Here is a 22,381-nt window from a genome sequence, read left to right as displayed (position 1 = left end):
CTGACTTTTTATAAATAAATTGAATTTTTACGAAATGTAAATGATTTGTAATGTTTTTTTTCGCTAAATTTCATTATAATAAGTGGATATGAGTGTCGTATTTCAATTCAAATGAAGGAGTACAAGAAATGGAGCAAAACCCATCTTTGCAAGAAAATACACGCAATAAACCGAAAAAAAGTAAGAAAAAAACAAAAATTATTATAAGCGTCATTCTATTCTTTTTAATAGTAGGTGGCGGTTATACATGGTTTTTAGTAAATAAAGCATCTTCTGCTGTTCGAAATGCCGCTCACGATTTAGCGCGCGGTGATAAATCTGATTTACGTGATAAAGCTGTAAAACCTATTACAAATAACGTCTCTGTCTTAATAATGGGTGTTGATGAAAGCGATGTCCGTGGGAAAGAATATGGTGAAGCTATAAGAACGGATGCACTATTACTTGCAACGTTTAATAAAGATAGCAAAACTGTAAAGCTATTAAGTATTCCACGTGACACGTATACTTATATTCCAGTAGAAAAGAAAAAAGATAAAATTACACACGCTCATGCATTTGGTTCTACTAAAAACGGAAAAGATGGTGGACCACAAGCTAGTATTGATGCAGTTGAAAAATTAATGAATGTTCCCGTCGATTACTTTGTAAAATTCAACTTTAAATCATTCATGAAAATCGTTGATGATTTAGGCGGCATTGAAGTTGACGTACCAGTTGAATTTACTGAACAAGATAGTAATGATAACGCCGATGCAATTCACCTGAAAAAAGGTGTTCAAAAGTTAAATAGTGAAGAAGCTCTTGCTCTTGCTAGAACACGACACGTTGATAGTGATGCGATGCGTGGACAACGTCAGCAACTCGTTATTGAAGCAATTTTAAAGAAACTAACAAGCGTCGGATCCGTAACAAAAGTTGGTAACATCATTGATGATATTAACGGACAATTCGTTACAAACTTAACATTCGATGATATGCTTTCATTCTATAAATATGGAGCAGATTCTTCAATTGAGAAATTACAAATTGAAGGTGAAGATTGTTACATGGCAAAAGGTGATGATACATGTAGTAAGTCAGCTGGTGGTGGCCGAACTTACTACTACAATCCAGATAAAAAAGAATTAGCTAATGTTACAAACGAACTTCGTAGTCACCTTGGACTACCTGCATATACAAAATCTGATTCTGATTCTGATTCGAAAAAAACAAACTCAGAGAAAACAAAAGAATCTAAGTCTGCAAATACGAGTGAACGCGAATCAAGTAACAATGAAACAAATAATAAGAATAACAGTGAAGATACAGAAACATCGTCTAATGACAATGAATAAAGTGAAGCAGTGCTCTATGGAGGTAGAGCACTGCTTCTTTTTAATGCTTTCAAAACAAAAAAATCAGAACTTTCCAACTATCTTTTTTAATATTTTTAAATTATAATAAATAATAGTAATCTATTCCAATTATCAGGGGGCTCATACATATGAAAGCTGCAGTAAAACATAACATTTCAGATTTTAAAGAGTACTTAAAATCAAACGATATATACATGGAAGAAAATATAGATGAAAATGATGGTTCTGTACATTTTTCAGTAGGATTAGAAACAGAAGCTGGCGCAAAAATTCAACTTATCGCTGCTTTCCAAAGCGAACATCCTGCTGTGGATATATACTGCTTCAATGTTGCTCTTGTACCTGATTCAACATCAAAAAATGATATTTTACATGTCATCAATGAATTAAACACATCTTATCGATTTGCAAAATTCACGCTAAACAAACAAAATGCAATTGATATTTCAACATCTCTTGCATTCTCAGAACCAAACTTTAATCCCGCACTTGTCTTTGAACATACGAGAATGCTATATAAACTGGCAAACGATGAGTATAAGAACTTAATGAAAGTTATTTGGGCGTAAATAAAAAGATGGTGCTACAAGAGCACCATCTTTTTATTTCGATATCATATCAACCCACATCTTTATCGCAGTTCCTACAATTAAAGTAGACAATACGTATTGCAAAACTTTTTGATTCACTCTCTTCCCTACTCTCACTCCAAGAGGAGCGGCAAATAAACTTGCTATCGCAACGATAAGAGCCGGAATAACAACTATTTGTCCAGTAATCACTTTCCCAGTAGTAATTCCTATCGAGGAAATAAAAGTAATAGCGATAGATGTTGCTATTGTTGTACGTATCGGTAGTTTTAAAACAACTAGCATAATCGGTACTAAAAGAAATGCACCACCAGCCCCAATAATGCCGGAAACACTTCCTACAATAAACGCTAGCAAACTAGCGAGCCACTTATTGTACGTAATTCCTTCTGTCCCCTTACGATTGCTTCGCTTCGGTATAAACATCATAATAGACGCAATAGTAGCTAGTAATGTGTAAACAACGTTTACAGCATGCTCATTTAATAGATTCGCACTAAAGCTACCTACAAAGCTTCCTATTAATATACTAGCTCCCATATACACAACTAAAGTTTTATCCATATCGTTACTTTTCCTATACGCCCACGCGCCTGCAAAAGTTGCAAAGAATACTTGAATCGCTGTAATACCACTCACTTCATGTGATGTATATCCAGCAAATCCTAGCAATACTGGAATGTATAAGATCATCGGATAATTAATAATTGCACCGCCAATCCCAACCATTCCTGAAATAAATGACCCTATAAACCCAATAATAAAAAGCAGTACTGTTAAACTCATATTGTATCCCCCGCCTTCTAAAAAGAAGGTGATTTAAATAAATAAATTCACATTCCCATCCGAAGCATCTGCTAAATATGCACCTACTCCTGCAAACTCTACCCCTTCCATAATCTCTTCCTCTTTTAACCCTAATAAATCTACTGTCATTTGACAAGCTACAAGTTTAACTCCCTGTTCTTTCGCCAAATCAATTAAATCTGGTAAAGGCATCGCATTATGTTTTTTCATAATACCTTTAATCATTTTTGGCCCCATACCAGCAAAATTCATTTTTGATAATCCCATCTTATCAGCGCCGCGCGGCATCATTTTTCCAAATACTTTTTCTATGAACGTTTTCTTTACTTTCACATGCTCATCTTTCCTAAGGGCATTTAAGCCCCAGAAAGTATGAAAAATAGTCACCTCTTGATCATACGCCGCTGCACCATTTGCAATAATATAAGCTGCCATCGCCTTATCATAATCTCCACTAAATAAAACAATCGTCGTTTTCTTCTGTTGTTCCATGTTGTTCTCCTCCTAATTACCTATGGGGGTATTTAAAAAATTGTGAAATGGCTCAAATTATCTAGCTACACCCGATACTAATTTCCCCTTACAAAGCGTTCATACCGCCTGAAACATTTATAATGCGCTGAAATCCTAATTTCTTTAATACTTTTGCTGCTTGCTTACTTCTCATCCCGCTCTGACAAATAACAATCACTTCCTTATTTTTATCTAATTGATTTGCTCTACTAGCTAACTCATTTAGTGGGATATTCTGAAATCCCTTCATATGATTTCCTCTATATTCACCTACTGTACGAACATCGACAAATTGTTTTCCCTGTTTTCCCACTATACTCTTTAATTCTTTTCCATTTATATTTTGAACACCTTTCACCGGTAAAAAACGCGAAATAACAAACCATGCAGCAAGTACAATGAAAAGCGTACTTAATATTGTATTCATATAACCAACCTCTCCGCCTTTACAAAACTAGTTCTTCACTACGCCTTCTTAATCCAAAACTTCAGTACATCGTCCTCTATATTATGCTTTACTATTTCATGACCGCCTGTTTTTGACCATGCTGGAATATCTTTTACTGATCCTTTATCTGTTACATGTACTTCTAACACTTCTCCAGTTTGTAAAGCATCCATCGCTCTCTTCGTTCTTACAATTGGCATTGGACATGCTAAACCTTTCGCATCTAATACTTGTTTTACATTCATCATCTATTCCTCCAGTTTGTTATTTTATAATGAATCATGAACTGCACAACGATTTGGGCCAATCTCCATTTCACGCTCTTCTTCCACACTCGGATAAATCTTACCCATATTCGTTTGACGAATTTCTTCATAAGCATTCGGCTGAGACGGTAAGTTCTCTGTCACATTTTTACGAAACTCTCCCTCATCAACAATATTTAACCCTACATTCTCCTTAAATAAATCTTGTAAATGCGCACTCACAATGCCTCTGTCGTCCATTTCACTTATTTTTGAATAATGAGCCGGTAAAACAATTAAATCTTGAGACAGTTCCTTATAAAGTTTATATAACGTATTTCGTAAATCACTCACCCAATCTTCAGCCTTCCCAGCAAGATCTGGACGGCCAATTGAATCTACAAATAAAATATCACCTGATAATAAATAGGAATCATCTACAATAAATGATGTACTTCCAATCGTATGCCCCGGTGAGTATAATGCGTCAATTTCAATTTTGGTACCCCCCACCGTAATAACAGATCCTTCAACAAGCGGTTTATATGAGAAAACGACTTCCTCCGCATCTTTTGGAGGTAACCAATACGTACCACCTACTTTTTCAGCTAACCTACGTCCTCCAGAAATATGGTCTGCATGTAAATGTGTATCCATGACATTCGTAATAGTAACACCATGCTCTTCCGCAAAATCTTCATATGCTTCAACCGTTCTGACTGCATCAATAACTGCTGCTTCACCGTTTGAGACGATCATATAAGATAAACAGCCTTTTCCAAGACGGTTAAATTGATATACACTTCCTCCGCCCTGTACATCTCCTACTTTTAACGGCTTTACATATTCACTCCAAGCTTTCATACCACCAGCTAAATAATAAACATTATTGAAACCAGCATCCAACAATTGCTCCGCAACAAACTGCGAAGAACCTTCTTTCGCACATACGACTAAAATCTCTTTCTCTCTCGGCAATTCATCTACAATATGATCTACACCATCTAACAAGTCAAAATAAGGTTTATTTATAGAAGAAACTTGTTTCCCTTCAATTTTCCAATCTTCATAATCCGTCTCATTACGAACATCTAAAATAAACAAATCTCCGAATAAAACTTTCTCTGCAACATCTTTTGCTTGTAACATCTTAATGCCCATTTAATTACCCCCTGAGGTATATTTATATTTAAAAAATTTTATTTTTCTATATTTCCTTGCCACTCTAACATACCTGGAATGACATTTTTCACGTTTGAAAAACCTCTCTCTTTCAACACTTGGCAAGCTACATCACTACGGTTACCAGTTCGGCAAACGACATAAATTGGTTTCGCACTGTCTAACATAGCACTATCTAATTCACCTAACGGCACCGAAATTGCGGATGGAATATGACCAAAGACGAATTCCGCTTCTTCACGAACATCTAATACAGTGCACTCTTCACCACTTAATAATATATTTTGCAATTCCCCATTCGTAATTGTATGAGGATACTTCACAACTTCATTTACTTCATGTTCATGGGATTTTCGTACATAATGCTTTAATATATCTCCCTCTTGTTTCGTTCCAATATATTGATGCCCTACTTTATTTGACCAACTTTGTATATCTAACGTCGATCCTTTATCCGTCGCCTCTATTTCAATAACTTGTCCTGATGCCAATCCTTCCATCGCCTTTTTTGTCTTCACAATTGGCATCGGACAAGCCAAGCCTTTACAGTCTAAATTCATATCAACTTTTATACTCATAATCATTTCCTCCCTAACTATTATACATATACCTGTAGGGGTATAATAAAATGTTTTTGAAAATCTGTCAACACATATGTTTGACAGATTATCGGCTTTTTACAAGTAATTGAACAGCTTCTTTAATTAACTCTTCATTTGAACCATTACCTGTTTCAAACTGCTCGCGCAAACATTGCTCTAAATTTGTTCCAACAACGAGTCCAATTGTACGATCAAGTGCAGAACGGGATGCAGTTAACTGTGTAATAACATCTCGGCAATCTTTTCCCTCTTCCATCATGCGAAGCACACCACGAACTTGACCTTCAATACGTTTCAATCTATTTTTCATATCTTGATTATATTCCACTGTAGATCACCTCCGTAATTATAACTATATTATACATTACTTTGTAACTTTGTATAATATCATATACCCTTAAGGGTATATTGTAAAGTGGTTTATTTTTTTGAAATCTCCTAGAGTATAGTAAAAATGCAAAAGCCACTGATTTTATTGGCTTTTGCATTTCTCAACTACACTGCTTGGTAGTCCAACTAATTCATTTCATTTACGAATCAAGGAATCAACCGTTTTATTATCCTACTTCTTATAACCTCTTTGTAAAACTATAATCCATTTCTCCACCTAACGCTTCAGGTGTATCACCAGTTTCTCTAAAATCATGTGTATAAATTTGTTCAAATGAACCGAAATCTACTTGCTTATAAAATTCGAAACAAGGGAATCCATCATGTTCTCCTTGAATATCGATACTACCATCCTTGTTCACACATACAGTTAATAAATAGTCCACAGGAGGGGCATACACATTTAACGGATTACTAGCGCTTGCACTCATTTTGAATTGCACACCATCAGAATTCCATGAAATATCCGTACACACAATATTTTCAGTACTCGCTTTTCCTGTTCTTTTATTCACAGAACCATCTGGATTTGTGACCTTCTCTGTCGTAATACCCGTGTTTGCATATGAAAACACTTCTTCTTTATAAAAGTCCACTACTACCTCTTGCTCAACTCTAGAGCGCATAGTATTTACCGCATGTGGTGTAAACTCACGTGAATCACCTTCGAATTGGATTACTTTCCCTGTTTGTACATCCTTCCGCGGTTCTGTCCAAGACACTGGAATAAATACACTGGCTCTAATTTTAACGATATTCGTCATAAGAAACACCCCTGTAATTCTAATTTTATATACTGCATACTATTGAATAAAATAGACCACAATTTCAATCCTAGAACCAATAGCTTTCTCTTTTACGTTTGCTACTTCCTTCTAAAAAATAGCGCTATATTTATATCTAGATTTTCGTTTTAAAGCTATATTCCATTTCTCCAGCTAGTGCTGCTGGGGTATCATCCGTTTTCCTGAAATCATGTGTATATATTAATTCAAATGAACCAAAGTCGATTTGTTTATAAAATTCATAGCAAGGAAAACCATCATGTAAACCTTCAACATGCACAGTACCACTTTCATTAACTCGTATAGTCAAAAAATAATCAGCTGCAGGTGCTGCCGCGTTTAACGGATTACTTGCACTTGCTCTCATTTCAAATGAAACTTCATCTTCACTCCATACAATATTTGTACATGCAATGTTTTCTGTACTTGTTTCTCCTTTTTGATACTCAATTGAGCCATCTGGATTTGTAATTTTCACAGTAACGATACAAGCATCTGCATATGTGAAAATTTCTCTTTTATAAAAATCAACAACCACTTCTTGTTCTAATCTTGAACGCTTTGTGTTCACAGCGTATGGTGTAAATTCACGTGCATCTCCGGCATATTCAAACACTCTTCCTGTTGCAGGATCTTTAATAGGTTCCAGCGATGCATATGGTGCAAATATACTCCCTCTAATTTTAACGATATTAACCATGTGAAACCTCCATAATTCATTGATTTTATTTAGATAAATCATTATTTTTTCTATTACCATTATATAGTCAATTTGATTGACTATATCCTGTATAGTACAATAGATTCTACTTATAGTCAATTTAATTGACTATAAGTAAGGAGGTTATATACATGACTCATCAAACACTTAACGAACTAGATCTTACTTCACTTTTATCACTATCCTTCAGTACATTAATTACTGAACTACACGACAAATTAAGTGAATTGGGATTTGAAGATATTAGGCCCGCACACGGTTTTATGTTCAAACGTATCCTTCCTAATGGAGCAACCGGTATAGAACTAGCTGAATATTTAGGGGTTTCAAAACAAGCCATAAGTAAAATGGTAGATTCTCTTGAGAACAGTGGTTATGTCACGCGCCAAACGCATCCTACTGATAAAAGAGGTAAAATTATTGTTTTAACCGAGCGTGGTTTAGCAGTAATGAAAGCAAAAGAAGAAATAGTAGCTGAAATAGAACAACGATGGATTGCAAACATAGGTGCAGAACGAATGCAAATGCTTAAAGAGGATTTAACAACATTCGTTACTAAAGAAAATACAGGAAAATTATCATCGAGCATACGACCTGTTTGGTAAACAAAAACTCCATATAATAAAAAAGAACGGACATAGCATTTCTATGTCCGTTCTTTCCATCACACATACTTCCGATGCACCATCTTCCCATCATAAGAAAACACAACGCCCTTACTCTCCACAATTGATTCCATATGCACTGTTCTTCCCCATAGCTGATGAAGATACGGTAATACTTTTTCTAAGTATTTTAAATCTAACTCAATTCCTTCATAGCTATGTTTAATGTACAATTCCCCATTCTTTAAGTAGTCTCCATCTTCTACTACTAAGTACGGGAAACCTCCATTTGTGCGCATATTTACGAGTTGATCGCGTACATGCTCCCATTCTTTATCAATTACTTTATATTCTTTTCCTTGGCGCTGGAATAAGTACATATCTTCTCTCATTACAAGTTTTTTATTTAAATAGTTTCTTAGGAACGATACATCCCATTCAATTTCCCGTACTTCAAAGATTTTGTCACGACCAGAACCAGGTTTCACACCGCGTCGTTTCATTTCTTCTGTCGGGTTGTTATAGCGCTCTTCAATATCTTCGAACATTTTAATACCGAGGTAGTATGGATTAATACTTGTTTTTGATGGCTGTACGACACCTGCGTTAAGCTTCGCGAATTCGATTGCTTCAGAAGATGTTAAGTCCATTTCACGAAGTATGCGTTGATGCCAGAAGGAAGCCCAACCTTCATTCATAATCTTCGTTTCAAGCTGTGGCCAGAAGTATAACATTTCTTCACGCATCATCGTTAATATGTCGCGCTGCCACTCTTCTAGCTCACGGCTATATTCTTCAATAAAGAGGAGTAAATCTTTTTCTGGCTGCGGTGGGATTTTCTTCTTTTTATGCATATTAGGTCGTTCTCTCTTTTTGTTTCGATCATCTAAATTCCATAAATCATCGTACTGTGATATCTTTTTCTTTTCTACATCCTCTTCTAAATCTTCAATACTCCATGCAAGTTTCGGACGCATAAGCGATGGATCAATATGTTCTTGAATGGCAAGTACGGCATCTAAAAATGTTTCTACCTCTTCTCTTCCATACTTATGTTCATACGCCTTCACACGATCTGCTGTCGCTGCCATACTCTCCACCATATCGCGCTTCGTATTAGAAAAACGAATATTATTTTTGAAGAAATCACAATGTGCTAAAACGTGCGCCACGATTAATTTATTTTGAATTAAAGAATTCGTATCTAATAAAAAGGCGTAACATGGATTAGAGTTAATAACGAGTTCATAAATTTTACTAAGTCCTAAATCGTATTGTAATTTCATTCTGAAAAATTGCTTTCCAAAACTCCAATGCGAAAACCTCGTCGGCATCCCATATGCACCAAATGTATAGATAATTTCCGCTGGACATACTTCATAGCGCATCGGATAAAAATCAAGACCAAATCCAGTCGCAATTTCCGTAATTTCAGCAATCGCATATTGTAGTGCTTTATCATCACTTGCTCTCATTATTTTCCCTCCTTACACTTTCCCTTAAGAAAGTGTATGATAAGGAACAAGCTTTCATGAGGATTGATTGCATAATAAAAAGACACCCTCTAAAAAAACGAGAATGCCTCTTTCTAATTAACCTTCAATGATCTCCATCTTCTCCGTAATCGGTGTACGAGCTTTTCCTTCTGGTGCTTTATCGAAATAGCCGATATGAAGAATTCCAATGATGCGTTGACCTCTTGTTAAACCAATTCCTTCTATAAATAGTGGATTGTAGTTTAATCCACCTGATTTCCAAACGCAGCCTAATCCGCGTTCCCAAGCAAGTAATTGGAAGTTTTGCATAAATGCACATGTTGCAGCGTAATCTTCGTCACGTTGAATTTGACGCGGATCTTCATTAATGTAAACAACGATTTGTGCAGGTGTGCTTAAGAAACGATCAGATAAAGTTTTGCCGCGTTTTGCTCTTTCTTCTTCTGTGAAAGAGTTTAGTACTGCGTCTACTAATTTCTGACGGCCTTCTCCAATGTATAATTTACAATTCCATGGTTCACGGTGTTTATGATTCGGTGCCCATGTTGCGTCGTTCAATAGTTCAATTAATAGCTCTTTTTCTACTGCTTTATTTGTAAATGTACGAACAGAACGTCTTTCTTTAATAACGTTTGCGATGGAAGTATATGTAGTCATATTTTTCTCTCCCTTATTTTTATCTATATGTATAAATCCGTCATTGATATTGATTTTCAATTTCGATTATAACCTAGTTTTTCACTATTAATCAATGTTTTATGTTGGAAAACCATGAAAAACTTCTTTTTATACTGTGAATAAAAAAACTTAACTTGTTCACAAGTTTTTCACATTTTATGGAAATGATATGTGTAAGTTTTCCACATTACCCATCTAGGAGGAGTTTATATGTACAAGAAAATCGCAGTAAGTATGACTATGGCAGCATTATTGTGCGGGATATCTGTCTTTCCTGCTTCCGCTGCCACGCCAAAAGAAGTAACAATGCACCATCATAAGCCTATTTCAGAAGAAGAAATGCAGTCGCTCGAAAAACTCGGCTATAATAAACATGAAATTTGGAAAGCTGCCCACATTGCAAGAATAAGTAAAAAAGAAATTAAGGACGTTTTAGCTTACTATAAGCAAAATAAATCTTGGGAGAAAACAGCCGAGCATTTCGGTGTAGACCCAAGTAAATTGAAAAAGCATCATATGAATAAAGAAACGAAAAAAGCACTACTGCAAAAATTAGCAAATATGCAAAAGTCCACACCAGATGGACTGAAACAAAAAATGAAAGAATATAACATCGGCTTACGCCAACTTACCGTGTTAACAATCATCTCTCAAAAAAGTAATACCCCTCTTGACGATGTACTAAAAATGAAAAAAGATGGGATGGATATTAAACAAATTGCGGAAAAATTAAATGTTAAAAAAGAAGATATACGGGCAGAAATGATTAAATTAGTGAAGTCTATTAAAGAAAAGAAAACAAATTAGCCTGTCAAAAAGGAAGAGATATTCAATACTCTTCCTTTTCTTTATGAACTTTCAATTTTCAAGTATAAATTCCCGTCTTTCCCAAAAACTAACATAAGAAAATGATGTAGTAAGGGGTGAGAAAATGTTTCGTTTATCGTCTAAAAAGAAGAAAAAAACAATCTGTTCCATTCCAGAGTTTATCCATACTATGAAAGAATCGAGTGATTTCGTTTCTTATAACATCGTAGAAGATGGGACATTATGTTTGTTTTACTATAAATCTACGGCTGAATCACTCCTCATTAATCGATTCATTTTAACACCTATAAAAAGAGAATTAGATCACATTGAAAATATAAGTGATATAGCAAATATCGTCACACTTGAGGAGATTATCACTGGCCCTACTATTGATGACATTCGTGAAAAATTATTAAGTGGATATGTACTTATACAACTAAAAAATGATTCTCAAATCGCAGAATATGCACTTATTCGTGCTGAAAGTTCCGTTTTAGGTACACGGCTATATAACGATACTGAAAATGAATATAGTGTCATCGGTCCAAAAGTCGGATTTGTTGAGAATATCGATACAAATATACACTTACTTCGGCGAAATATCGTCACAGAACAATTAGTTTTCAAAGAAGTTATAGTTGGTTCTATATCAAAAACAAAAGTCGTAGTTGCTTACATCGAAGATATTACGAATGAGCAGCACGTTAATACTGCGATGCAGCGCCTACAAGACATTGACTTTGATGTTCCTTTCGATGCAACTATGATTGAACAGTTTATTAGTGATAACAGCAACTCTCCCTTCCCTGTTTTACTTCCTACAGAGCGTTTAGATCGCTCCGTTTATGCATTATTGAATGGAGGAGTCGTCATTTTAACAGACGGTTCACCTTACGCATTAGCTGGACCAGCGACATTACTCGATTTCTTCGTCTCTCCAGAAGATTATTATTTACCATGGATAGCAGGCTCATTTCTTCGAATGGTTCGCTTTTTCGGAGCAGCATTCTCGCTATTTTCATCAGCTATTTATACAGCTGTATTAACGTATCACTATCAAATGATTCCTGCGGATTTACTAGGTCCGATTATTTTTTCAAGAGCTAATGTACCCTTTCCGCCCATTTTAGAAGCACTTTTTTTAGAAATCACAATCGAATTGCTCCGTGAAGCTGGAGCACGATTACCTACAAAAGTTGGACAAACAATCGGCATCGTTGGCGGGATTGTAATTGGCCAAGCATCTGTTCAGGCTGCTTTAACGAGTACCATTTTATTAATTGCAGTTGCTTTATCAGCACTCGCTTCTTTTACAACACCAACTGTAAAAATGTCTTCTACTATCCGGATACTACGATTTCCACTTATTCTTTTAGCTGGTGCATTTGGGGGCTTAGGTCTCATTGTAGGATTCGTACTCATATTAGCTCATTTAATTCGCTTAAAATCACTTGGATCACCTTATTTATTACCTCTATATCCATTTCGCGGTTTAGGAACGGCAGAAGGTCTCTTTCGCTTGCCATTTAGTCAAACTGCAGGACGTGCCTCTTTTCTAAGACCAAAAAAGAAATGGCGCTATGATCCAAACAAAGCGAAAGAAAAACATGATGGTGAAGAGAAATGAAAAATACTTTATTATGCTTTTCCATTATCATTTTAATTTTCCAATCCGGCTGTACACAACCGAATATAGTAGACACACAGCGAATGATTCATATAGGTGGATTTGATATAACGAAAGATAAAAAATTTCGCGGGACAATCTTATATCCCGATTACACAAAAGGCGTTCAATCAAAACCAGAAACTCAGTCAACTACCGCAGATACAATTGAAACAATTTCTTCACTTCTAAACGCCAAATCACCACATACGATCGCTGTAGGTCAAATGCGTGTTGTCCTATTTGGAAAATCATTTGGTGAACGTGGAATTGGGGATGTTATTAACAACTTACAACGTGATCCTAATATTGGCCGAGATGTGCAACTAGCGCTTGTAGATGGTTCAACAGAAGAATTACTTAAACATGTCAAAACGAATGGATCGCTATATCTATCTGATTTACTGGAGCAAAATATAGAAACCGAGACAATCCCTCGGACAGCTTTAAATATTTTTTTATATAACTTTTATTCATCTGGATGCGATCCATTTCTTCCTTATATTAAAGTTGATGAAGACAAGTCTGCTTCCATTAAAGGAATTGCTTTTTTAAAAAAGGATAAAGTGGTTATGTACACAGATAAAAAAGGATCTTTTTTATTAAAACTACTCATTAATCCAACTAAAAATGGTCGTTACGAAGTTCCGATACGTCAAGGTAAGCATAAAGGATTGATCGCTACTCAAAACTTATCCGGGAAAAGTTTTTGTTCTCTTTCCCAAAACGGTGACATTCCGAAAGTTAACATCCACTTAAAGTTAAACGGACTTATAAAAAATGCTCCCGACTGGCTCGATTTAGCAAAGCACGAAAATATAACTTACGTAAAAAAACATGTAGAAAAAACGCTTGAGAAGCATTTAAACGAATTAATAAAACAATTCCAAGAAAAAGAAATCGATCCGATAGGTATACAAGAAGAAATTCGTAGTCATTCAAGAAAATGGACTATAAAACAAATTCAAGAAATGTACCCTAATGTAGACGTTGCTGTTCATGTGCAAATCAATGTCGTGCAATCTGGTATCGGAGAATAGTGAGGTGCTGTAATGGCTGGACAAGATAAAACACATACTGTTTCCCCTTATTTCACATTTCTTTTATTACACTCCCTTCAAATTGGAGTAGGTGTGTTAGGATACCAAAGGATTATTGCGCAATATGCCGGTTATGATTCTTGGATTTCTCTTATTGTTGCGGGCATTGCAACTCATATCGTGCTATTTTGCATGCTTAAAATGTTAGAAAAAGATAATGATTTAATGAATATTCATACGACATGTTTCGGAAAGTGGATTGGAACATTTTTGTCCGTATGCTTTGCTGCATACCTTCTATTATTTTGCCTTACTGTCCTTCGTACATATATTGAAGTCATTCAAGTTTGGGTCTTCCCTACAATTAAACCGTGGAAATTAACTTTATTATTTTTACTTGTGACTTACTACGTAATTAAAGGTGGTTTTCGCTCTGTAACAGGAATATGTTTTTGGGGCGTCGTAATACCGATTTTCGTCCTATTTTTCTTAGTTTTCCCAATGAAATACGCGCATGTCCGTAACATTCTCCCAATTCTAACTCATTCACCTTTAGAAATTCTAACTGCAGCGAAATCATCTGCATTAGAATTTCTTGGATTTGAAGCAATTCTTGTTTTTTATCCATTTATAAAAAAAAAAAAATCATTAAATAAATGGGCGCACGGTGGTATTGCTTTTACAACAATTCTATACGTAATACTAGCCATTGTTTCCCTTATGTACTATAGCCAAGGACAACTACATCATACAATTTGGCCAACATTAACAATGCTAAAAATCATAAAGATTCCTTTTATCCAAAGGTTTGAGTACATCATTATTTTCATGTGGTATCTTATTATTTTACCTAATCTTTGTTTAACAATTTGGTCTTCTTGTTGCATTAGTAAAAGGTCTTTTCACGTACCATTTAAAATTACACTTCCATTTTTTATTGCAGCTATATTTATTTCATCCTTATTTTTCACAAACCGTGAAAGTATCAATACATTAAATACAGTACTGTCTCAAGCTGGTTTATATATTGTATACGCTTATATCCCAATTTTATTTCTATTCCATTCACTACGATGGCGCTTCAAAAATCAGTCGAAAAAATCTTCACCCGACACACCATGATATTTGATACAATTTGGTTAATACATTTGTAAAGGGGACAAGCGAATGAAAAAGTATGTATTTTCTTTACTTGCAGTACTGAGCCTAATTCTTGTTGGATGCGGGAGTACTAGTACAAATGACAAAAAATCTTCTGAATCAAAAGAAGAGCATGACCACGCATCACATACTCAGCAAGCTGATATTCAAGAAAAGACAAAAGGAGTCGACACACTCCCTACCTTCCTAGACAAGCTTGATCCGCAAATGAAAGATATCTACACTGTCGCTGGACAAAATGCAGAGCTATTAGATTGGATTCCATGTTACTGCGGTTGCGGTGAGAGTGTAGGACATAAAAACAATAAAAACTGCTTTATTCGTGAAATTAAAAAGAATGGTGAAGTTGTTTGGGATTCCCACGCAACAACTTGTGTCAACTGCCTAGAAATCGCGGTTGAATCGGCTTCCATGAAACAAAAAGGAAAATCAACGCTCGAAATTCGTAACTATATCGACAATAAATACAAAGAAGGGTATGGCAAGCCAACACCTACGCCAATGCCAAAAGCATAAAAACGAGGAAATCCCTCGTTTTTCTCTTTTCATTCACCTTTTTTCTTAACAAATTCTTTCAAGTGTATTTCTCCTTACTTGTCACACACTATATATAACTCCTCGGTAAGGAGGGTACACAGTGCAAACATATAACGACTATGATAAAGCTCTCTATTACACGTATTGCTGTAATTGGGATAAATTACTCGTTCTCATGGTTCAAACGAACGATCAATTATTTTCTAAGCGTATTGAGCATTTTTTACACGCTTATCAATACAGTAAAGAACTACCAGAAGTTGATAAACAATTGCAGCTCCTATTTCAATATATTGACCACGCATCCCAAAAGTCACATGTAGAAGAAGTAGAGCAAATTCAAATGTAAAATATAGCGCTATTCTCTTTATGAGAATAGCGCTTTTTTAAAATGTTTATATCAATAAAAGTTTCTCCTTATAAAACTTTTATTGATAAACATATTTTTTCTTTCTTTTCCCTACCACTTCATACTATAATTTAGTATGTAACTATTATAAGTGAGGTATAAAATATGGGACGAGAAAAAAAGCAAGAGTATGCTTTATTTGCTGCATGGGGAGCTTCGTTTATTGCTACATTAGGAAGTCTATACTTTTCCGAAATTATGAAATTTGAGCCTTGTGTCCTTTGTTGGTATCAACGTATTTTTATGTATCCATTTGTTTTATGGCTCGGTATCGCTGTAGTAAAGAAAGACTATCGCATTGCAAGTTATTCTTTACCAATCGCAAGTATTGGTGCTTGTATTTCTTTATATCACTATGCAATTCAAAAAATCGCAGCATTTTCAGCTGCTGGGGCAGCTTGCGGCCGCGTACCTTGTACGGGAGAATACATAAACTGGTTCGGCTTTGTGACAATCCCGTTTTTAGCACTTATCGGCTTTATCACAATCGCTGTTTGTAGCTTCATCGTAATTAAAAACAAATAAGGAGATGAAAGAATGAAAAAAATGCTTATATTTGGCGGTATTATTATCGCCTTGTTTGCAGCAATTTTCGCTGTAACACAAATGGAAGAAAAAAATGCTTCAACAAGCCAAAAAATTGATAATGCTACTAGTCAAACAGATGGTTCTGACTACTACACAAATAAAATCTCTCTTTCAGATCTCCAAAAGAATTTAAAAGAGAAAAAAGAAGAAACAGTATACTTTTATCAAACATCTTGCGTTCATTGCCAAAAATTATCTCCTATCGTAGTACCAATGGCTAAAGACTTGAATGTTGATATGAAAGTTATGGATATTGAAAAATTAGATGCTCCTTGGGATGAATATAAAATTAAAGGAACTCCAACAATCATTCATTTTAAAGACGGTAAAGAAGTGAGCCGTATTAGCGGCGAACAACCGGAAGACAAATTAAAAGAGTGGCTTGAGCAAACGAAAAAATAATAAGAAAAGGAAACTCCTTCTATACATGAAATGGGCGTAAAATCCCACACTAATGTATGAGGAGGGGGTTTTATGCCAGAAGTGAAATGCTCTGTTTCCAATTGCTCATTTTGGGGACAAGGTAACCTTTGTCAAGCAAGTGCAATCGTTGTTCAACCTGATGCACAAGAAGCAGGTCAAATTGAAAACAGTTCATATACAAACGCTACTTTAACAAACGAGACGCTTGAAAGTTCTGTAACAACGAGTGTAGAAACGTGTTGTCATACATTTAAACCGAAATATTAACACTTATTCCACCTCATATACGTGAGGTGGTTTTTCTTCTTCTCTTCTTGTTTACGTAACCTTTAATTCTCCCTATAATAAAATTAAAAGTTTTTTATGAATATGAAGGTGGAATACTATGGCTAAAACAATTGTAGATATCGCCAAATTAGCTGGGGTTGCAAAAAGTACTGTCTCTCGTTACTTAAATGGTGGCTATGTAAGTAATAAAACAAAAAAGAAAATTGAAGGTATTATTCAAGAAACGAATTTCTCTCCAAATACATTTGCGCAAAGTTTAAAAGCGAAAACAACAAATTTAATTGGCGTTATTATCCCCCGATTAGACTCCTTTGCTACAACAAAAACACTTATTGGTATTGATAATGCTTTACAGGAAAATAACTACCAGATGCTTGTTGCAAATGCGAATCAAAAAATTGAAACAGAAATTCAAGCAATGGAAAACTTTATAAAGCAAAAAGTAGCTGGCATAATTTTATTAACAAAAACTTTAACAAAAGAGCATAAACACATCATCGCTAATTCTACTACCCCTATTTTATTTGTTGGTCAAGAATATGAGAATCAATATTGCCTCGTTCACGATGATTTTGACGCTGCTTATGAGCTAGGAGCATACGTATTATCACAAGGACACCGCCATATCGCTTATTTAGGAGTAGAAAAAGATGATATTTCTGTTGGTGTAAATCGAAAAAATGGTTTTCAAAAAGCCATTGAAAATTTAGAACCTACTTGCATCGCTTCTTACTACGAAACAACTTTCAAAATAGAAGATGCGATGAAACAAGTACAACATATTTTAGATAACAACCGTCCTACTATTATCGTATGTGCTACAGATAATATCGCTCTTGGAGCCATGAAAGTAATTCATTCTAACCACCTTTCCATACCAAATCATATATCTGTAGTAGGATTCGGTGGATATGATATTTCTGAAATGGTACACCCTAGCTTAACGACAATCGCATTTGACTATGAGCATGCTGGTAAGCTTGCTGCTACTTCCCTTTCGCAGCTTGTTGAAAATAAAACAATCCCTAAAATATTACATTCTCGCTATACATTAAAAATTCAAGAAAGCGTTGACAAAATTTAAAGGCGCTTTATAATAAAATTAAAACCGGTTCCACATTTAAAAAACAGGATTTTCACATCACGTCCCTGTTTTTTATTTTAACCAAAAACGGAACCGGTTCCACAAAATCGAAGTATATAGTAAGGGGGAATTTTTATGGATATGAAACAAATTGCAGCTCAAGTCTTACAGAACATCGGAGGAACAGAAAACATTATTCGTGCTACTCATTGCGCTACTCGCCTTCGTCTTGTACTAAAAGATGAAACAAAAATAAACACGTCAGAAATCGAAAACATTGATGGGGTTAAAGGTGCTTTCGCAACGAATGAGCAATACCAAATTATTTTTGGCACTGGCGTAGTAAACAAAGTGTATGATGAGTTTTCAAAACTAATCGGAATAACTGAACTTGATTCTACGGCATCAAACGATCTTCCTAAGAAAAAAATGAATCCGATTACTCGCCTAGCAAAAACGTTATCCAATATTTTCGTTCCAATTATTCCAGCCATCGTTGCAAGTGGTTTACTTATGGGACTACTCGGAATGTTGAAAGCGTTTAAATTAGTTCCTAGCGATCACCCACTTATCCAATTACTTGATATGTTCTCAAGTGCAGCTTTCGTTATTTTACCTATTTTAATCGGTGTTAGTGCAGCCAAGGAATTTGGAGGAAATATTTTCTTAGGTGCCGTTATTGGTGGTATATTAACTCACCCAAACTTAACGAATCCTTGGACTCTTGCAAACGCAAAACCAACTGTTTTACATTTCCTCGGTATGGATATTGATATGATTGGCTATCAAGGCACTGTTTTACCTATTTTATTATGCGTATACGTTATGAGTACAATTGAAAAAGAACTCCGCAAACGAGTTCCGAACTCTTTAGATTTATTAGTTACACCGTTCTTAACAATTATTATAACTGGCTTTTTATCACTTATTATTATCGGACCAATTGGATATAAAATCGGTGACGGTATTACGTACCTTTTAAATACTATTTATCAATTTGCAGGACCAGTGGCTGGTCTTATATTCGGTGGTCTATATTCAACAATCGTTCTTACTGGCTTACACCATAGCTTCCACGCTATTGAAGCTGGCTTACTTGCTAATAAAGATATCGGTGTCAATTTCTTACTCCCTATTTGGTCAATGGCTAACGTCGCCCAAGGCGGAGCTACTTTAGCAGTTTATTTCAAAACAAAAAACAAAAAAACGAAAGAAATCGCAATTCCAGCAGCAGCGTCAGCATTTTTAGGAATTACAGAACCAGCTATTTTTGGTGTCAATTTAAAACTTGGTAAACCATTTATTGCAGCTGCTATTGGTGGCGCAATTGGAGGCGCTTACGTTGTTTGGATGCAAGTCGCAGCCAATGCATACGGTTTAACAGGTATTCCAATGCTTACAATTGTTGCACCGCTTGGCATGATGAATGTAATTCATTATGTAATCGGCTTCGCTATTGCAGTTATTACTGCTTTTGTTGCCACTCTCATTTTATATAAAGAAAGTAAATAACAACGAGGTAAAAACCTATGTCGAAATATAAAACAATACTGCAATCCAATAAAGAAGAATTACATTCTTTATATACAATTGCAAATCAAGATTCATGGAAACCGATTTATCATATTCATCCGCCATATGGATTAATGAATGATCCTAACGGTGTATCATACTACAATGATGAATATCATGTTTTTTATCAGTGGTATCCATTTGGCCCGATTCACGGAATGAAACATTGGGGGCATGTAAAATCAAAAGATCTTATTAACTGGGAACGAATGCCTGTAGCCATTATCCCTACCGAAAGCTATGAGTCACATGGCGCATATTCTGGTAGCTCTATTATAAAAGATGGGCTTCTTCACTTATTGTATACAGGGAATATAAAGAAACCTAATGATTCTCGGGATGCTAAACAATGTATGGTAACGATGGATTCTCAATATACGATGACTAAGTATAGTAATAATCCTGTTATTGATATGATTCCTGACGGATATACGAAGCATGTACGTGACCCCAAAGTATGGAAAAATAACGATACGTACTATATGTTACTCGGAGCACAACGTGAAAATAAAACGGGTACTCTATTATTATATAAGTCACTAGACCTATACAGTTGGAATTTCCAAGGCGAGGTTAAAACAAATTTAAAAGAGTTCGGATTTATGTGGGAGTGCCCCGACTATTTCCAATTATCAGGGAAAGATATATTACTCTTTTCGCCACAAGGAATCGAAAAAGACGAGGGGAATTTTCAAAATGTATATAATGTCATATATGCAATCGGAAATTTCGATATTGAAAATTTATATTTCCATATTGATTCGTATTACGAAGTTGATAAAGGTTTCGACTTTTATGCCCCTCAAACTTTAGAAGATCAATCTGGACGCCGCCTTTTATTTGCTTGGGCGGGCTCAAGCGAAATAACATACCCTTCTGATGATTATATGTGGGCTCATTGTTTAACACTTCCACGAGAACTAACGTTAGAAAATAATATATTAAAACAAAAACCAGTTTCAGAACTAAAAAAACTAAGAACAACAAAAAAAGAGATTTCAGGTGACATATCAACTGGATTAAACGTACTGGCGACCCTTGGCCATGAATGCTCATATGAATTAATTGTAACTCTTAAAACAGATGATGCGAATAACTTTGGCCTTTCTCTCTTCCATAATGAAGAAGATTCTTTCCCGATTATATTTAACCGTGAAAAAGGAACTGTTTCCATAGACCGAAGCAACTTCCATCACCAATTTGGCGGAGAATATGGATATGAACGCTGTGAAAAAATTGATATTCAAGATACGATAGACCTCAGAATATTTGTAGATAATAGCATCGTAGAAATCTTCTTATATGATGGTTCCACTGTCTTTACGTCTAGAGTATTTCCGCGAAAAGACATTACACATCATATCGCAATCTTTTCAGATGCAAAACTAAACTTTACAATTACACAATATAAACTTAAAAGAGGGATTATATGAGAAATGTTTTTTGTATAGGTGAATTATTAATTGATTTCGTTTGCCGAAACTCCAATGTTTCTTTAGTAGATGGTACTGATTTCGAAAAGAAAGCTGGTGGAGCTCCCGCTAACGTTGCCGCTGCTATTACAAAATTAGATGGACATGCTACATTTATGGGGCAAGTAGGAAATGATCCATTTGGTGATTTTCTAGAACAAACTTTACAACGTGCTCATGTTGACACTTCAATGCTCATAAAAGATAAACAAACAACGCTTGCTTTCGTATCTATCGATAAAGATGGTGAACGTGATTTTATTTTTATGCGTGGGGCTGATGGTCAATACACCTTTAATAAAATTAATTTAGCAAAAATAAAAAGTAATGATCTAATACATTTCGGTTCGGCAACTGCCTTATTATCAAGTCCATTAAAAGAAACATACTTTCAACTATTACAATATGCAAAAGACAATAATCACTTTATTTCTTTTGATCCAAATTATCGAGATGCACTTATTACAGATGTAGAACAATTTTCTCAAGATTGCCTATCCTTTATAAAACACGCACATTTCGTAAAAGTAAGCCAAGAAGAAGCAACGATGCTTTCTAAAGAAACTAATCTACAACAATCAGCACTAAAATTATTAAATTACGGGGCTAAAGTTGTAGCTATCACACTTGGAAAAGACGGTACTCTTCTCGCGACAAAAGAAGCTCAAATCATTGTACCTTCTATTTCAATTAAACAAGTAGATACAACTGGTGCTGGTGATGCTTTCGTCGGAGCGATGTTGTATCAAATTTCTAAAAATGAACAAACGCTTCCTCAAAAATTCACAGATTTAGCCGAGTTTGTCTCTTTTGCAAATAAAGTAGGTGCCATAACATGTACAAACTACGGAGCAATCGCTTCACTTCCATCATTGGCAGAGGTAAAAGCATACGATTAGTCGTATGCTTTT

At 35.3% G+C, this 22,381-nt stretch carries 27 protein-coding genes; 16 read left to right on the top strand and 11 right to left on the bottom strand.

The annotated features are described in order from the left end of the window. Window positions 1-128: 128 nt before the first annotated feature. Together LCF45_RS04050 and LCF45_RS04045 are read left to right on the top strand one after the other, a co-directional pair. Window positions 129-1,337, top strand: a complete 1,209-nt coding sequence (locus tag LCF45_RS04050) for an LCP family protein (protein WP_002125398.1) — start codon at window positions 129-131, stop codon at window positions 1,335-1,337. Window positions 1,338-1,486: 149 nt separating this feature from the next. Continuing rightward, the gene (locus LCF45_RS04045; protein ID WP_002010734.1) at window positions 1,487-1,927 is read left to right on the top strand and encodes a hypothetical protein; all 441 of its coding nucleotides are present in this window, start codon (window positions 1,487-1,489) and stop codon (window positions 1,925-1,927) included. Window positions 1,928-1,960: 33 nt separating this feature from the next. Here the strand turns inward: LCF45_RS04045 and LCF45_RS04040 are convergent, their stop codons facing one another. The 9 genes from LCF45_RS04040 to LCF45_RS04000 form a co-directional block, all read right to left on the bottom strand. Beyond that, complete coding sequence (locus tag LCF45_RS04040) at window positions 1,961-2,734, bottom strand: sulfite exporter TauE/SafE family protein (protein ID WP_002169110.1); 774 nt, start codon at window positions 2,732-2,734, stop codon at window positions 1,961-1,963. A gap of 33 nt (window positions 2,735-2,767) precedes the next feature. Next, window positions 2,768-3,247: a DsrE/DsrF/DrsH-like family protein gene (locus LCF45_RS04035; RefSeq protein ID WP_002029908.1), complete on the bottom strand. Its 480-nt coding sequence runs from the start codon at window positions 3,245-3,247 to the stop codon at window positions 2,768-2,770. Window positions 3,248-3,335: 88 nt separating this feature from the next. Beyond that, the gene (locus LCF45_RS04030; protein WP_002169111.1) at window positions 3,336-3,695 is read right to left on the bottom strand and encodes a rhodanese-like domain-containing protein; all 360 of its coding nucleotides are present in this window, start codon (window positions 3,693-3,695) and stop codon (window positions 3,336-3,338) included. Window positions 3,696-3,733: 38 nt separating this feature from the next. Beyond that, the gene (locus LCF45_RS04025; RefSeq protein WP_002125390.1) at window positions 3,734-3,964 is read right to left on the bottom strand and encodes a sulfurtransferase TusA family protein; all 231 of its coding nucleotides are present in this window, start codon (window positions 3,962-3,964) and stop codon (window positions 3,734-3,736) included. 21 nt (window positions 3,965-3,985) lie between these two features. Next, window positions 3,986-5,122, bottom strand: a complete 1,137-nt coding sequence (locus LCF45_RS04020) for an MBL fold metallo-hydrolase (protein ID WP_199626969.1) — start codon at window positions 5,120-5,122, stop codon at window positions 3,986-3,988. A gap of 38 nt (window positions 5,123-5,160) precedes the next feature. Then, complete coding sequence (locus LCF45_RS04015; protein ID WP_002125386.1) at window positions 5,161-5,721, bottom strand: sulfurtransferase TusA family protein; 561 nt, start codon at window positions 5,719-5,721, stop codon at window positions 5,161-5,163. An 88-nt stretch (window positions 5,722-5,809) separates the two neighbouring features. Beyond that, window positions 5,810-6,073, bottom strand: a complete 264-nt coding sequence (locus LCF45_RS04010) for a metal-sensitive transcriptional regulator (protein ID WP_000456201.1) — start codon at window positions 6,071-6,073, stop codon at window positions 5,810-5,812. A 241-nt stretch (window positions 6,074-6,314) separates the two neighbouring features. Then, window positions 6,315-6,899 (bottom strand): DUF3238 domain-containing protein, encoded by a 585-nt coding sequence (locus tag LCF45_RS04005; protein WP_002169114.1) that lies wholly within the window; start codon window positions 6,897-6,899, stop codon window positions 6,315-6,317. 136 nt (window positions 6,900-7,035) lie between these two features. After that, on the bottom strand, window positions 7,036-7,620 hold the full coding sequence (locus tag LCF45_RS04000) for a DUF3238 domain-containing protein (RefSeq protein ID WP_263894581.1): 585 nt from the start codon (window positions 7,618-7,620) through the stop codon (window positions 7,036-7,038). 152 nt (window positions 7,621-7,772) lie between these two features. Between LCF45_RS04000 and LCF45_RS03995 the strand changes: the two genes are divergently transcribed. After that, on the top strand, window positions 7,773-8,246 hold the full coding sequence (locus LCF45_RS03995) for a MarR family winged helix-turn-helix transcriptional regulator (protein ID WP_002087475.1): 474 nt from the start codon (window positions 7,773-7,775) through the stop codon (window positions 8,244-8,246). Window positions 8,247-8,305: 59 nt separating this feature from the next. Here LCF45_RS03995 and spoVR read toward each other — a convergent pair whose 3' ends face one another. Then, a complete protein-coding gene (spoVR, locus tag LCF45_RS03990) occupies window positions 8,306-9,721 on the bottom strand; it encodes a stage V sporulation protein SpoVR (protein WP_002125381.1) in 1,416 nt (471 codons plus the stop codon). 117 nt (window positions 9,722-9,838) lie between these two features. Further along, complete coding sequence (locus LCF45_RS03985; RefSeq protein WP_002125380.1) at window positions 9,839-10,399, bottom strand: nitroreductase family protein; 561 nt, start codon at window positions 10,397-10,399, stop codon at window positions 9,839-9,841. Between the two features lie 231 nt (window positions 10,400-10,630). On the opposite strand from LCF45_RS03985, the gene LCF45_RS03980 reads away from it, so the two are divergent. The 13 genes from LCF45_RS03980 (at window position 10,631) to LCF45_RS03920 (ending at window position 22,369) form a co-directional block, all read left to right on the top strand. After that, window positions 10,631-11,227 carry a hypothetical protein gene (locus LCF45_RS03980; RefSeq protein ID WP_002087481.1) on the top strand — a complete coding sequence of 199 codons (597 nt, stop codon included), beginning with the start codon at window positions 10,631-10,633 and terminating at the stop codon, window positions 11,225-11,227. A gap of 124 nt (window positions 11,228-11,351) precedes the next feature. Beyond that, window positions 11,352-12,857, top strand: a complete 1,506-nt coding sequence (locus tag LCF45_RS03975; protein ID WP_033729732.1) for a spore germination protein — start codon at window positions 11,352-11,354, stop codon at window positions 12,855-12,857. Then, entirely contained in the window at window positions 12,854-13,936 is a 1,083-nt protein-coding gene (locus LCF45_RS03970; RefSeq protein ID WP_002140451.1) for a spore germination protein GerYC, read from the top strand. The genes LCF45_RS03975 and LCF45_RS03970 overlap by 4 nt, the downstream gene beginning before the upstream one ends. A gap of 12 nt (window positions 13,937-13,948) precedes the next feature. After that, entirely contained in the window at window positions 13,949-15,058 is a 1,110-nt protein-coding gene (locus LCF45_RS03965; RefSeq protein WP_263894579.1) for a GerAB/ArcD/ProY family transporter, read from the top strand. Between the two features lie 45 nt (window positions 15,059-15,103). Beyond that, entirely contained in the window at window positions 15,104-15,613 is a 510-nt protein-coding gene (locus LCF45_RS03960) for a PCYCGC domain-containing protein (RefSeq protein WP_002125374.1), read from the top strand. 121 nt (window positions 15,614-15,734) lie between these two features. Then, entirely contained in the window at window positions 15,735-15,983 is a 249-nt protein-coding gene (locus LCF45_RS03955; protein WP_001195459.1) for a YhdB family protein, read from the top strand. Between the two features lie 165 nt (window positions 15,984-16,148). After that, a complete protein-coding gene (locus LCF45_RS03950) occupies window positions 16,149-16,568 on the top strand; it encodes a disulfide formation protein C (RefSeq protein ID WP_002125372.1) in 420 nt (139 codons plus the stop codon). 12 nt (window positions 16,569-16,580) lie between these two features. After that, window positions 16,581-17,033: a thioredoxin family protein gene (locus LCF45_RS03945; protein ID WP_002029885.1), complete on the top strand. Its 453-nt coding sequence runs from the start codon at window positions 16,581-16,583 to the stop codon at window positions 17,031-17,033. 72 nt (window positions 17,034-17,105) lie between these two features. Then, window positions 17,106-17,321 carry a DUF1540 domain-containing protein gene (locus LCF45_RS03940; protein WP_002029883.1) on the top strand — a complete coding sequence of 72 codons (216 nt, stop codon included), beginning with the start codon at window positions 17,106-17,108 and terminating at the stop codon, window positions 17,319-17,321. 118 nt (window positions 17,322-17,439) lie between these two features. Then, entirely contained in the window at window positions 17,440-18,426 is a 987-nt protein-coding gene (locus LCF45_RS03935) for a LacI family DNA-binding transcriptional regulator (RefSeq protein ID WP_002125369.1), read from the top strand. Window positions 18,427-18,561: 135 nt separating this feature from the next. Further along, on the top strand, window positions 18,562-19,938 hold the full coding sequence (locus tag LCF45_RS03930) for a sucrose-specific PTS transporter subunit IIBC (protein ID WP_002125367.1): 1,377 nt from the start codon (window positions 18,562-18,564) through the stop codon (window positions 19,936-19,938). 17 nt (window positions 19,939-19,955) lie between these two features. Next, window positions 19,956-21,431, top strand: coding sequence for a glycoside hydrolase family 32 protein (locus tag LCF45_RS03925; protein WP_078206444.1), 1,476 nt, complete (start codon window positions 19,956-19,958; stop codon window positions 21,429-21,431). Next, complete coding sequence (locus LCF45_RS03920; RefSeq protein WP_002125364.1) at window positions 21,428-22,369, top strand: carbohydrate kinase family protein; 942 nt, start codon at window positions 21,428-21,430, stop codon at window positions 22,367-22,369. The genes LCF45_RS03925 and LCF45_RS03920 overlap by 4 nt, the downstream gene beginning before the upstream one ends. Window positions 22,370-22,381: the final 12 nt, after the last annotated feature.

Source organism: Bacillus sp. 41-22 (assembly GCF_025809295.1).
GTDB lineage: Bacteria > Bacillota > Bacilli > Bacillales > Bacillaceae_G > Bacillus_A > Bacillus_A mycoides.
This window is presented reverse-complemented; position numbering and strand designations above follow the sequence as displayed.